Genomic DNA, 14,331 nt, shown 5'->3' on the forward strand with positions numbered 1-14,331 from the left:
AATCAGGGAGATTTGGGTCTGGAACTTATCATGCGCGTATGGGATTTGCCACCAACGGGTGCGATGCCACCATCAATCATTTTGGTACGTGCCGGTTCCGGCAACTGATGCCATTTTTGCGCTAACTCATTGATGGCCTCTGCCAGTTGACTGGCGCTTTCGGGCGATGCCTTGGGGCCAGCGGTTTGGAGTTGATCCTTCAGATCAAGCAGCCAGTCGATCTTCACGCTCAGGCTGTCGAGGTGGCTTTCATTGCTCATCAGACGGGCGCTGGCCTGCAAGCGGGTCAGTTTCCTGCCCGGCTCCATGGCAAGCGGTCCTGATGGCAGGATGTTCTCTGCCTGGCGGTTGAGAAGTGCTGCCGGACCACGCTTGCCACCGGCGCGGAAGTTTTGGCGCCGTTCTTCCATCTGTTGTCGGGCAACGCTGGTCATCAGGCTGTCGAGGCCGCTCCGGATGGAAATACGGTCATAAATTCTGGCCAAACGGTTGATCAGTCTGGTGCGCCGCTCGGCTTCTGCCTCGGTATAGGCGCGTTTGCCGACCGATCGTTCGAGGGTGGTCAACTGTTTGTAGGTACCATGGGTCTGGGCATTGGCGGCCTCGATGGCGCTGTGAACCACCTGAATTTCCGCAATAACGCCGTTTGGCATGCGGATCTTGGCGTTCATGGCCCGATAGCCATGACGTTTCGGCTCGGCGAAATTATCCTTGATCCGGGTAATCACCGGCTCTGCAGGCTTGCTGGTGTCTTGCCGCGGCCGGCCATAGCGGGCAATCGCCAGTTCCTGCTGACGCCATAATATCTGCTGGACCTGCTGGACCTCTTCGGTCGTCTGGCAGGTGATTTTGACCCGGATGGCATCGCCAACCAGATCAACGATCCCGTCATGATCCTTGATTGCCTTCTGGGCAATGCGGGTCTTGGACTTGTGATTGATTTTGCTGACATCGACGGGCAGATCGCCGAACAGCCGGTCGACAAGTTTTCGGAACTCGGGCGCAGCCTCGAAGCCGCGCCTGCGTAATACCTCTGCCGCCGCTCTCGCTTCATAGAGAGTGACGCGTTTGTGAAGATTGCGGTTGCTGTTCGCCATATAGTCCGATCAGAGGTTGCGGGATGAGTGAGAACGGCACGGTGCTGCCATATCTTCACCTCATACTCGTCAATTTTGCAGACTATTTTTGAATGTTGCAAATCCATGATGACAAAACTTACTGATTACCAGTGCGTTAGCCGTGATTTTGCGTATACTGACAGGGTCTGGGTGTCATGGGTATGGCAGTTTCTTTTGGGTTTTCTGATTATGGATTTTAGCGCCACTCGGTCACAATTCGCGCGTCTGGCCCTGTTCGGGTTCGCTGCGGCCATATTATCGGCAACCGCCATGCCCGTATCGGCACAGGATTATGAGCGACGGGATCCGCGCCCGGAATATGATGTTCTGCATTTGCGTCCGTCCAGCCCGACACTGGTGCGGCGCTGGGATGCCAGGAACGGGTTATTGAATCCGGCCGGGGCAACCATGGATGCCAGCAACCCCTACAGTGCCGCGCCGAGCGCCTTCTTCGAGTTCCGGAGTGAGGGCAGCCAGCCCGTTACGCATTTTGAAAACGCCAATGGTTTGCCGCCGAATGTCTATCAGATCTATGTCGTAGCGAAGGCCGAAAGGGTGGTCGGGCCTCTGACTATCACGCTCAAAAACAGCTATGTCGATGGCAGCTCCGAAGAGCCCACTTACCTGATGGAAAGCAAGCTGTCGAAGTTTGACTGGCGGACATTTGTATTTGAGATCAGCAACCCGGATTTGAAGGCACCACGCCTGAGCGGTGTTGACGTCATCCTGAATGCCCGCGGTACAGGACGGGTATGGATTGGTGCTGTTGAACTGGTCAATCTGGGTTTGCCGGAGCGACACCCGTTCTTTCAAGAGGATCGCTACGGTCCGGGTAACTGATGATCAAAGACAATAAAGCTTATACAGGCTGATAAAAATGAATGTGAAATCCAGATTACTGATGACTGCGGCTGTGGCGGTCTCCCTGTTGGCAACCGCTGGCACCGGCAATATTGCATATGCCCAGCAAAACAAGATGCCACCGGTTTATGGCATTCTGGATGAGCGCGGCCTTGAGCTGCAGCTGAACACGCTGCAAACGCGTATCGTGAATGTGACCCTCGACTGGGTGGGCGACCTGTATGATTTCAATTATCAGGCGATGCAGGAGAACATGTCCCTGCCATTTCACCTTGAGGATGAAATCTATCGCGATCCCCAGAATCTGGCCTCAGCATTTCGCCAATGGTATGTGCTGAATCAGCTGGATGGTTATCGCGAACAGCATTGGGTGGTTGAGAAGGTGCTGCTCATTCCGATGCCGGAGTGGCTTGCCGATCCCAATGGCAAGGGGGATCAGGCGGTTGCTGACGCCCTCGGTGTGTCCAGAGACGGCTATATGATGATGGTCCGGCTTAACCATCCGACGGATGAATTGCAAAGCGAGTTGGCAACACTCTATTTGCGCATGAACGGCACAAAGCCGGAGATTGCAGGCATCTGGAATTACAACCCGGCCAACTATCAATAAAAACTCTGTTGCAGCAGGCTGCGGTTTTCGACAGCTATGGCTGAATTGCGCGTGCAGTGATCCAAGGTAAGGTTCAGGTTCTGAACAGCTTTCGGATCGCGCGTATCACTGATGCTGCATCATCTTCTGGAACAGGCGTCCCGTGATGCCCGGCGATTGTGCGGGGCAGCACTTATTTATTGGTGCCAACCCCGTACATTCTCTCGGCCTCGCCGGCTGCCCAGGCTGAAACTACGGCTGCGGTCTGCATCTGGCGCTCATAGGCCTGCCAGTTCATGTACATTTTGGTAGCGCCGATCAGGTTGAATTCACGCACCAACTGGCCGCGGCTGGCTGATGAGTTGACGAACTCCATCCAGCCCGGATCCTGGAACCGGTATCCGGAAACCAGCTTCATCAATTCCAGATGGGAAATGTGTTCGGCATCGATATTCAGACCGAGGTCTGCGGTTGCGCCGCAGGAGCCACCGGGGCTGCCCGGATAACTGCCATCGGCATAGTTGCCGCTGCCCGGTGCCGATTGCAGGCTGCCGTCAAGGGCAATCCAGGTTGATGGATTGGTGCCGCCGCCACTCAGGCGACCGAGATACTCGACCGTCTGCATGTTGCTACCGCAGACATTTGCCGGAAGACCGGAAACGACCGCATGCGGGTTGATATCGTGGCCATCCGGGGTTTTGACGATGAAGTCAAGGTGAGCGCCGCCGCTGCCACCGGTATTGCCCATCTGGCCGATTGGCTGCCCTGACCCGACGGTATCACCAACCCGGACATTCACGCCGCCCGGTGCAAGGTGGTTGTACTGTGTGGTAGAGCCGTCGGCATGACGGATCTTGATATAGTTACCCCAACCACCACCACAACCGCGGCTTGATGAGTTGCTGCCACTGAATCCGCTTTGCGGGCAGCTGCTAAGCACAGCGATAACCTCACCGGCACCGGCAGCATAAACCACACCGCTGTCACTAACGATATCGTTGGCCGGATGGAAACGATTGCCATCAGCACTGCGGTTCCCGAAACAGTCGGTCTGGCGCAGGCCGCTGCCTGCCATGGGCGATTGCAGGGATACGGTGATTGGACGACCGGGAACACCGGAGGCTGCCGCACTGGTTGTTCCACCACCTGTGGATGTGTGCACCAGAACCGGTGACGTGCCGCCGGTTGTACCGCCGGTTGTGCCACCAGTGCTGGCAACAGGGGCACCGCTACAGTTTCCAGCGGCCAGATCATCAAGACCATTGCTGTCAATCGCACTCAGAATATGGCCGGGACGGGTGGCGGCAGCGGCACCATAAGGGCGCACCCAGTCATGGGTAACAATGCTGACCGCCTGGCTTGCATCGGTCATCGGCTGGCTCAGTGCGCTGGCAACGCTCGGCTTCTGGGCCAGGTTAGACAGCAGGGCGGCGACGTTGTTCTGAATGGCGGCTTCATGGCTGGGGGCGCAGCCTGCGGGTGCGGCAACCAGATCGCATTTCTGGAAATTCATGCCGGTATTCGGGTTCACACGCTTTTGCAGGTTACAGCCCTCACCCCAGCAGCCATCCTCTTCCCAGCCTGACCACTGGATCAGGCCAAGACCGGTTGGCACATAACCGCAAGCGCCGGCAGGGGTACAATCCTGACGCGCACCGGAAATCGGTGGCAGGGCACACATCGTTGGACCGTTTGTGGCCGCCGGACAGGATGAATACCAAGCTTCCTGCAGGTTGCGACCGGCATTGGATTCCTCAATCGCGGTCATAGCCACAGCCAGTGCCGCATAGTGGTTGATGCCGTGTGAAACCAGTTCCGAATACATCAGGTTGAGGACGTTGATCTGGTCGGACCCCAAGGTACCTTTGCCGGGATAGGAGAAGCCGGGTTGGAAGGGATCACAGGCTGTCGGGATATACGGCATGTTATAGTTGCCGCTGCCAGCCAACGGTCGGCATGAATTTGCCGGTGGTGGCAGACCGACACCGCCGGTGATCCGTTGCACGACTTCTTCAGCCCATGCCCGGATTGACTCTTCCGGCAGTTCGGTGCGCATGGCGACCAGATAATCGCACATGGCGAATGCGGTCATGGAGCGGGCATTGGCGGTATCACGCGATGCCAGTCCGGCAATGCCAGATCCCGAACTGTAGTCGCTGGCCGTTGGTGCGGCGTTCGGCAGACCGGTCAGGTTGCGGCAGCGATCAATGGCGGCACCGACGAGTTCCTCATCGAGTGTATGGGGTTCAAGTGTCGACGCATCCACATCGGCATCAATCAGCCGTGGATCGGGAAGATCACACAGGCCAAGCGCTGCATCACGCTGGTTACAATACATCGAGAGGCGGCGGTTGTTATGATAGGCGGCATTTGCCGAAGCGACGCTGGCTGTGCCTTCATCAAGGTTGGTCAGCCATTCGTAGTTTTCCTGCAGAATGGCATCGCGGGCAAGATTGGTGTTCAGTTCTGCACCACCGGCCCCCGAGGCGGCAGTCGCCTGAAACCCGGCGGTAGCAGGACGCATGCTCTCCATGGTTTGCTGTTGGGCGATTTGCTGTCGATGTACATGAGCGACCGCCTGGGTCTGATAGCTCATTGTCTCCTCATTGGCACCTGTATTGCCGTTGATCTGGGTATGGATGGCGGCAAAGCCCTGCCAGAGGACGAGGTAGAGTTCGGTTACTTGGGCGAGGGTGAAGGCGGTAATGGTGGAGCCGGTGGCGGCAACAAAGGCGGCACCAACGCCGCAAGGGCAAGTTGCGGCCCGTGGTTTTGACACTATCGTGGCACCCAGAATGATGGCGCAGATGCCGACAATGGCAATGGTCTGGATGGCCGCGCTGTAGCGCCGGATGCCACGAAACATTGAGAAACCCCCACTTCTCTCAATAGGAAAGCCGTAGTTTGCCCAAATTTTGCCACCAAGGCCAGCGAAAAAATTATCAATAACTGATAGTCAAAACACTAAATTTCTGCCGATGCTTCCGGTTGCAACCAGCTTCACCGGTTGCGATGTCGGGGATTTTAGGAAAAATTTTAGCAAATTTTGCGGGTTACAGCCCACCCACCATCCGATTGAGCCCCTCTTTTTCCAGCCACAGGGCAAAATCGGCTTCCGACAGCGGCTTGGAGAACAGGTACCCCTGCGCAAGGTCACAGCCATGTTCACGCAAGGAGTCCAGTACCTCATCGGTTTCGATGCCCTCGGCCACGACTTTCAGGCCCAGATTGTGGGCCAGACTGATCAGGGTATGAACGATGGTGCCGGCCTCCGGATCGGTCAGCATCCGCGCAACAAAGCTCCGGTCAATCTTCAGGTCACTGAACGGCAGCTGGTGCAGGACGGTCAGGGAAGAATATCCAGTGCCAAAATCATCAATCGACAGCTCCAACCCGGCAATGCGCAGCCGGGTCAGTACCTGCATGATCCGCTCGATGCCGGAAAAGGCGAGAGACTCTGTCAGCTCCAGCTTAATATGCTCAGGTGTGCCCCCGGCTTCATGAATGGCGGCCAGAAAGTTGCTGCTGAAGTCAGGCTTGATGACCATGGAGGGCGAGACATTGATCGACAGGCACAGCGGCTGATCAAATATCGGCCAGTTTTGGCTGATGGCGATGGAGGATTTCAACATCTGCATTGTCAGTTCATCCATGAGACCGAACTGCTCAATGGCATCGATAAAGTGGTATGGCGCCATGAGGCCATGGGTTGGGTTATGCCATCGTGAGAGAATTTCCACGCCAGCCACCTCATCACGATGGAGGTCGATGATCGGCTGAAAAAAGGGCACGAATTCTCCCTTCTTCAGACCATCTCTCAGCGCTTCGATGCTTATAGCGGAATTGGCCGTCAGGGCTTGTTCGACAACATGCATGAAACGGGTCATGGAGAAGGGTTTTTCCAAGACATCCAGGACCGTCGCGCCCATTTGGGTACATACCTGCTGACTGAATTTGCAGACCCGTTGATCGCAGCCACTGATCAGGATCACCTGTCCGCGAAAACCATCTGCCAGCAGCTTTTCAAGACAATCGATACCACTGGTGGCACCCAGATGCAGATCAAGTACCAGAATGTCTGGTGGCACCACTTTGCCCTGATGCAGCAATTCCGCTGCATCTCGGTGAATGACGGTATCAAGTCCGATATTGGCGCAGGCCTTGCCGAGCAAAAAGGACAGGCCATCATCATCCTCAACAATCATGACGGATGAGCTGGTTATATAGCTGGTTGATTGTTGCCCACCGATATCCCTTGTGGGGAAGCCCTGCATTGGCTCTGCAATCTGGGGCAGCGATGTTTTGCAGGTTGCATTCACGATATTGGACCATTTATCTGGCGCGGCACCTGTCTGGGTGCCGACGGGTCGGTTATTCGGGGGCAATCGGCGCTATTTCAGCGTCTATAAGTCGTATCGTGGCACAGGCAAATTACCGGGTCGTAAATGTTGACCCAGTGTTTTCGGAATCTCGTAAATTTTATGCGTGTAAATTGACAAGAGCGCGGGGCTGCTTAGAGTCGCGGACGCAAGACAAGGACGGCCTTGACGGACATTCCCGTGCCGGTTCCCGCAAACCGCATATAACCCTCATATAATATTGGGCTTCAGATGCTGCACCATTCCACTGTTTCGATGGTTTCACGTTTCATGCGTGCCTGTCTGGTAGTCGCCGGACTGTTGATGCTGGCCAGTTTCATGCTGCCTGCACAGACACTGGCCCAGTCACAGTCACAGTCACAGAGCACAGAGCAATCGGCAGATCCGGTTATGGCCAATGCCTCACCCGAGGCAATCAGGGGGCTGATTGACGACCTGCAGAACGAACCGGCCCGCAAGGAACTGATTGGCAAGCTTGAGCTGATGCTCGAGGCACAGGTCGATGCCCCGGAAGGGCAGGCAGCTGCCGAGACCGCGAATGATAACGAGGCAAACGCCGAGGAAGGTTTCCGTCTTGAGGTTTCCGATGATCTGACAGCCCTGCGCAGTTCGGTGGTCGAGACCCTCAGCAAGGCGCTCGCTACCCTGGGACGTCAGATGGCCGAACTGGCCACGCTGTTCGCCAATCTGCCCGCTCTCTGGGATTGGGTAATGCAGGTGGTGCAGATTGATAACCCGACCAAAAGCGCGCTAGAGGCCAATTTCATCATTGTCTGTGCGGCGGCCTTTGCCCTCGGTCTGCTGATCGAGTTTTTCCTGCGCTGGATCGGCAAGCCGATCTCCGACCGTCAGTTGCAGACCTCACATTTCAGCATATTCAGCCGGTTGCTCGGCCTCATCGGCTGGGTGGTGATGCAGCTGATTCTGGTCGCGGGCTTTGCCGCCGGTGCCTATGGCGTTCTGGTGCTCTCCGATCTGCCGACGGCCTCCCAGTCGGTTATCCTGACGCTGGTCAGCATCACGGTGGCCAGCCGGGTGGTTATTGTCCTGCTGCGGGGCATTACCATGCCCCATGCTGCCGGTACCCGGGTGCTGCCGATCAGCGATGAAACCGCCGGTTATTTCTATGTTTGGGGTAAGCGCCTGACCGTGGTTGCTGTTTATGGCTTTTTCCTCGGTCAACTGGCGTTGATCAACGGGTTGCCTGAAGGTGCCTATCTCGCCTGGACCAAGCTGGTCGGCCTGACCCTGGCACTGATGGCGATTATTATCGTGCTGCAGAACCGGCAGACGGTCGAGGACTGGATACGCGCTCATGCCACGCCGAGAGCCGAGCCGACCGGCACCGGTGCCGATGATGCGCAGGAGGCGCTGCCGGGCATGGAAGAAGAGGCAGCGTCAGTACAAACGGCCCCACCTTCAAAGAGCCGGAATATCGGTAGTCGCGGCATGCGGTTGCTGGTCAGCTGGTTTGCCGATCTCTGGCATGTGCTGGCGATTATCTACATTGTTGCGATCTATGGCACATGGGCGCTCGACATACCGGGCGGATTTGAGGTTCTGGCCGCCAGCACGGTTCAGACGATCATTCTGGCCGTACTTGGCTATCTGATCATGCGGCTGGCCGACAAGGGCATCACCAGGGGCTTCACTATCCCGACCGATATGGCCGAGCGGATGCCGGGGCTGGAGCAGCGGGTCAACCGCTATGTGCCGGTTATCCGGTTGATTGCGCGGATCATCATTTGGGGTTGCGTACTGCTCGGTATCCTCGACGCCTGGGGTTTCCAGACGGCAACATGGTTGATGAGTGATGCTGGCCTTGGTTTGCTCAATAGCGCGGTTTCCCTGCTGCTGATTATCTCGCTGGCACTGGCCATGTGGGAGCTGGTCAGCAGCGCCATCGAGCGCAAGCTGCAGGCCCTGACCGCCGAAGCGTCGGATATCGAGCGGGCATCGCGTCTGCGTACCCTGCTGCCGCTGGCGAAAAGCGTGTTTTCTGTGGTCCTTGCCACCATTGTCATTCTGGTGCTGCTGTCCGAGGTCGGGGTCAATATCGGCCCATTGCTGGCCGGTGCCGGTATTATCGGTGTCGCGGTCGGTTTCGGCTCACAGAAGCTGGTGCAGGATGTGATTACCGGCTTGTTCATCCTGATCGAGGATCAGGTTTCGATCGGTGATTATATCGACACGGGCAGCCATGGCGGGGTGGTGGAACAGATCAACCTGCGCACCATCCGCCTGCGTGATTTCAGTGGTACCGTGCATATCGTGCCGTTCTCCGATGTTTCCTCGATCAAGAACTTCAGCCGTGAATTTGCCTTTGCGGTCATGGATATCGGTGTGGCCTACCGCGAGGATGTGGACGAGGTCATCGCCCTGATCGAGCGCATCGGTGCCGAACTGCAGGAGGACGAAACCCACGGGCCGCAGATCCTCGAGCCGATCGTCATCTTCGGCGTCGATCAGTTTGGTGACAGTGCCGTTGTCATCAAGGCGCGCATCAAGGTGAAACCGATGATGCAATGGTCGATCCGTCGGGCCTTCAACCGTCTGATGAAAAAGCGGTTTGACGAGCATGGCATCGAGATTCCGTTCCCGCACCAGACGATCTATTTCGGCGAGCTCAAGGATGGCACGGCGCCACCGGCCTATGTGGTCAATGCCAAGGGGCGCCGGGTTTCCGGTGACAATGACGCCATCGTTGCGGTGACCGAGGACGAAAAGAATGCTGCCGTCGCCAATCTGGCGACCGATGTGCCCGAGACGGACTGATATTCTGCAGGCTTTTCTGCGGGTTTATCTGCGGTTTTTCATCAGTTTGACACACCCGCTTTCATGACCACTGGCTATGCTGACCGGACTATATCTCCGGCCAAGCGGATCGCCCGATGAAGCGTCGTCTGACAGACGAAGACCTGACCATTCCCCCCTCCGATGATTTCGGCAAGGTGTCCGATCTGCTGGCGCGTAACCTGCCGGCGATGAGCAGGCTGGCCGTTGAGAAGCCGGGCAACGAGCCGGAGGGTTTCATCAATGGTGCCGCATGGCGGTTGTTCCAGCGGCGGCATCTGAAACATATCTCGGCTGCGATCGGTGCCGGTCATAACCTGATGAGCGAGATCGGCAAGACCCTCGAACAGCGCCTGAATGATCCGGACAGTCGGTCCAGTTCCTTTGACAGGCTGCGCCAGCAGCTGCGTGAGGCCCGCCCGGTTCTGCGTCGTGGCATGCAGGCCGTGGAAAGCTATCACCATGTCCTGCTCGACGACCGGCGGACGGCGAACCTCCATGGTGACGAGACTGCGAAGCTGATGGCGGCCATTGGCGAGGTCACCGATGACAAGTTCAATTTCGCAGCCGTATTCGACTGGCTGGATGAGGGCAAGCGCCCCGGACCATCCAGACCGGCAGATGGTCAGGCACAAAAAGCGGCCCCTGCCGCCCCGGCTCCAGCGCCCGGGCGCTGAAACACGCTCATATGATGATTTGATTGACTGGCAGAAACTGCAGCGGCTTGCCGCTTGGCTCAGTTGCTGATCTGTGCCAGCTGGATGCCGAAGCCACGGCGACTGGCAACCTGTTGTGCCTGCTGGCGCAGATCGCTGACCTGATTACCGAAGCGGTCAAGGTCAACACCTGCCAGCGCCTTGCCAACCGGCAGGGAAATTGACATCGGATTTACCTGGCTGCCATTGACCAGCACTTCATAGTGAAGATGCGGCCCGGTCGAGCGACCGGTCGTACCGACATAGCCGATGATTTGACCCTGAGTGACCCGTGCACCCGGCTTTATGCCCTTGGCAAAGCGCTGCATATGGGCATAGGCGGTGCCCATTGAGCCACCATGATTGATCCGGACATAATTGCCGTATGAGCCGTAGCGGGAGGCTTTTTCAATTGTGCCGTCACCGGCAGCATAGATCGGCGTGCCGCGTGAGGCAGCGAAGTCCATTCCCCGGTGCATCTTGGAATAGCCGAGGACCGGGTGGTGGCGCATGCCATAGCCGGAGGAGATGCGCGCACCTTCAACCGGGGTACGGAGCAGGGTCTTACGTACGCTTTTGCCCTGACCGTTGTAGAATTCAACGGTGCCGTCCTCGAATTCATAACGCATGACTTCAAGACGCTTGCCGCTGACGACCATGGCGGCGTAGCGCAGATCACCGACCTTGGCCACGCGACCATCATCGGTAACCTTCTGATCGAACAGCGCGATAAACCGGTCGCCCGGCTGCAGATCACGCTGGAAGTCGATGTCATAGGAGAAGGCGCGGATCATTTCAGCCATGACCGCTGATGGAATGCCGGCGGCCTTGCCGGATGCCATCAATCCGCCGTCGATATTGGCCATGGCCCATTTCGAAACGGTCTGCAATGGCCGGTCAAACAGCTCGGCGGTGAAGTCGCCGCTGTCGCTGCGGAATACTTCGACCCGCTGTTCAATAGATGGGTCAATACGCAGACCAACAAAGGTTGGCTCAATGCCGCTGCCATCTGCTTTCGGGGTTGGCTCGAACAGTACGGCCAGTTCCTGACCGATCTTCAGACGGCGTGGGTTGTAATGGGCGCGCAGGGCATTAATGGCATCAAATGCCTCCTGCCGGGGAACCGCCTGACCCACGAGGAGTTTCATCAGGGTATCGCCACTGCCAACACGCACCGGACGGGTAATCAGTTTGTCACCGGGCTCACCATCGACGAGGTTTCTGGCCAGAGCGGCAACGGTTGCGGCATCGCTGGACGGGCCGATCGGCATCGGTACGCCGATCAAATCATCATCGGCCTCGAGGGAGGCGGTCTGTACCGGAATGTCATGCGGCTTGCGTGGCGGGATACCGAACAGTGCGGCAGCGCGGTCGAGAAGTCCAAGCGGCTGGGCATTGAGCAGTGGAATGGACGGCTCGTCATTTTCTTCAACCGACGGTGCCCCGAGTGCCGCCATTTTGATGTTCGGTTCGGGTTTTTCGGCAATCGATTCGCTCTCTGTCGGAGGCAGATCCATCCGTAAATCAAGCGCTGTCAGGTCCGGTTTCTGATCCAGAACATCGAGGCTGCCAGCGGTGTTTTGATCTGCTTTGGCGGCCGTTGCATTGGCCAGCAGCGCTGCCTGGGCGACGCCGGATGAGAGGGCTTCACGCGGCGCAAGCCGGGCCATCTCAAGGGTTTCGCCTGTCGCGGTTGTTGTCTGCAGGCCTTTTCCCGGCATGCCAGCGCTGAGCATGGCGGCCAGACCAATGGCGCCGCAACAGAAGCTGACAATCTGTAATGGATGGGGGGTATTACGCATGAACAACAGCTAGTGGATTACGATGTCTTCCGATCATCTCCGATGGTATCAGATTGGATCGAATTTTAATCAATTTTATACCAGATTTAGCTGAGCGCTGATGGCGCATCGCTACATCTGGGCTATCAACAATAGCTTCGTTTTCGGTGTCGTGATCTGTCAACATTTAAAATTCGCCATAAAGTTACGAAAAAAACATAAGCCCACGACGTTAACGAGCGCGCTGTAATAGCCCGTTTAACCAGACACGTCAAAACTGTTCATACAATGCGTCATATTGTGTTGGGGGTAAGGAAACGCTGACAGCCGCCCGGCACTGTTTACATTGGGGCATTACGGCCTCTGCCGGCATGGCCGGGAGACGGTTAGCTGCATGGCCTGAAGTATGGCCAGTCAGGCATGAATATCGAGGCTGCCGGGCTGCTGTTCATCACTTTATATATAGGGGCCTATACAAGGTGCCCATTCGGGTGACCATGAGCGGTTCCCGATATCGGGAAATCGGGCCGGGGGTTTCGACAACCCGGTTGTCGGCCCCAAGCGGGCATGGTTATGCGGTTTGCCGATCCCGGTCCGGGCATATCCGGATCATGTGTCTTGTGTGGTGATGGTGGCGGCATAAGGGGCGGAAACCACATATTTCGGGTCGGAAAACGTAACTGCCATATCCGCGATCCGGGGCGAATGCGGTGCGGCCAAACGGTTGTTATGGCTCCAATCCCAGCATTTCTGCGGAATGTAAAAAAAATCGAAAAAAGTGCATTTTTACCTTTGACATGCCTGAGCCAGGGGCCTATACACCTCCTCGTCGCGGCGGACAACGCCACGGCCCACAACGACAAAAACTTTCAAATCGTTTTTTCGTTGATCCAATCATAAAAGACTGGTTATTGTTCTCGACCGTTCGCGGATCGAGCGAATGTTGACCTCTTTTTATAGTTGGTAGTTGTTGGACATCGTAAAACGCTGTGCATCTTTGAGGAGATACGTGGCTGGCGGCTCTAGGTCGTTTGTATTGGTTCTTACCGGACAAACAAAAAGCCAAGTCGTTGGTCTTAATATTTTCTAGGATGCAAAACTATAGCAATATAGCCAAGCAAAACCTTGTTAATTTATTGAGACAAGAATGACGACTTGAGCTCAGGAGCTATTGACAAGTTTTAAAGCCTCGGTTTTAAAATCTTTGAAAATAGCGATATCAAACTTGAGAGTTTGATCCTGGCTCAGAACGAACGCTGGCGGCAGGCCTAACACATGCAAGTCGAACGAACCTTCGGGTTAGTGGCGCACGGGTGAGTAACACGTGGGAATCTACCTTTGAGTTGGGAATAACCATTGGAAACGATGGCTAATACCCAATACGTCCTTCGGGAGAAAGATTTATCGCTCAGAGATGAGCCCGCGTCCAATTAGCTAGTTGGTGGGGTAATGGCCCACCAAGGCGACGATTGGTAGCTGTTCTGAGAGGAAGATCAGCCACACTGGAACTGAGACACGGTCCAGACTCCTACGGGAGGCAGCAGTGGGGAATATTGGACAATGGGCGAAAGCCTGATCCAGCCATGCCGCGTGAATGATGAAGGCCCTAGGGTTGTAAAGTTCTTTCAACGGTGAAGATGATGACGGTAGCCGTAGAAGAAGCCCCGGCTAACTCCGTGCCAGCAGCCGCGGTAATACGGAGGGGGCGAGCGTTGTTCGGAATTACTGGGCGTAAAGGGCGTGTAGGCGGACTGTTAAGTTAGGGGTGAAATCCCAGGGCTCAACCCTGGAACTGCCTCTAATACTGGCGGTCTTGAGATTTGGAGAGGTGTGTGGAATTCCTAGTGTAGAGGTGAAATTCGTAGATATTAGGAAGAACACCAGTGGCGAAGGCGGCACACTGGCCAACATCTGACGCTGAGGCGCGAAAGCGTGGGGAGCAAACAGGATTAGATACCCTGGTAGTCCACGCCGTAAACGATGTGTGCTAGCCGTCGGGCAGTTTACTGTTCGGTGGCGCAAGTTAACGCGTTAAGCACACCGCCTGGGGAGTACGGTCGCAAGATTAAAACTCAAAGGAATTGACGGGGGCCCGCACAAGCGGTGGAGCATGTG

At 56.4% G+C, this 14,331-nt stretch carries 8 protein-coding genes and 1 rRNA gene; 5 read left to right on the forward strand and 4 right to left on the reverse strand.

Features of this window, described 5'->3' with window-relative positions; translation table 11 throughout:
- Positions 1 to 2: 2 nt before the first annotated feature.
- Positions 3 to 1,097: a hypothetical protein gene (locus CBB62_11320; GenBank protein OUT40057.1), complete on the reverse strand. Its 1,095-nt coding sequence runs from the start codon at positions 1,095 to 1,097 to the stop codon at positions 3 to 5.
- Between the two features lie 195 nt (positions 1,098 to 1,292).
- Here CBB62_11320 and CBB62_11325 point away from each other — a divergent pair, with 195 nt between their 5' ends.
- Both CBB62_11325 and CBB62_11330 read left to right on the forward strand, forming a co-directional pair.
- Positions 1,293 to 1,958: a hypothetical protein gene (locus CBB62_11325; protein OUT40058.1), complete on the forward strand. Its 666-nt coding sequence runs from the start codon at positions 1,293 to 1,295 to the stop codon at positions 1,956 to 1,958.
- Positions 1,959 to 2,019: 61 nt separating this feature from the next.
- Complete coding sequence (locus CBB62_11330; protein ID OUT40059.1) at positions 2,020 to 2,589, forward strand: hypothetical protein; 570 nt, start codon at positions 2,020 to 2,022, stop codon at positions 2,587 to 2,589.
- A 172-nt stretch (positions 2,590 to 2,761) separates the two neighbouring features.
- On the opposite strand, the gene CBB62_11335 is transcribed toward CBB62_11330, so the two are convergent.
- Positions 2,762 to 5,434, reverse strand: coding sequence for a hypothetical protein (locus CBB62_11335; GenBank protein OUT40060.1), 2,673 nt, complete (start codon positions 5,432 to 5,434; stop codon positions 2,762 to 2,764).
- Positions 5,435 to 5,621: 187 nt separating this feature from the next.
- Positions 5,622 to 6,887 (reverse strand): hypothetical protein, encoded by a 1,266-nt coding sequence (locus CBB62_11340; protein ID OUT40061.1) that lies wholly within the window; start codon positions 6,885 to 6,887, stop codon positions 5,622 to 5,624.
- 291 nt (positions 6,888 to 7,178) lie between these two features.
- Here CBB62_11340 and CBB62_11345 point away from each other — a divergent pair, with 291 nt between their 5' ends.
- Positions 7,179 to 9,722 carry a hypothetical protein gene (locus CBB62_11345; GenBank protein ID OUT40062.1) on the forward strand — a complete coding sequence of 848 codons (2,544 nt, stop codon included), beginning with the start codon at positions 7,179 to 7,181 and terminating at the stop codon, positions 9,720 to 9,722.
- Between the two features lie 116 nt (positions 9,723 to 9,838).
- Positions 9,839 to 10,417, forward strand: a complete 579-nt coding sequence (locus tag CBB62_11350) for a hypothetical protein (protein OUT40063.1) — start codon at positions 9,839 to 9,841, stop codon at positions 10,415 to 10,417.
- Positions 10,418 to 10,476: 59 nt separating this feature from the next.
- Here the strand turns inward: CBB62_11350 and CBB62_11355 are convergent, their stop codons facing one another.
- A complete protein-coding gene (locus CBB62_11355; protein ID OUT40064.1) occupies positions 10,477 to 12,237 on the reverse strand; it encodes a hypothetical protein in 1,761 nt (586 codons plus the stop codon).
- A 1,201-nt stretch (positions 12,238 to 13,438) separates the two neighbouring features.
- Between CBB62_11355 and CBB62_11360 the strand changes: the two genes are divergently transcribed.
- Positions 13,439 to 14,331 (forward strand): 16S ribosomal RNA (locus tag CBB62_11360); the annotation flags it as partial.

Source organism: Micavibrio sp. TMED2 (genome assembly GCA_002168225.1).
Lineage (GTDB): Bacteria > Pseudomonadota > Alphaproteobacteria > TMED2 > TMED2 > TMED2.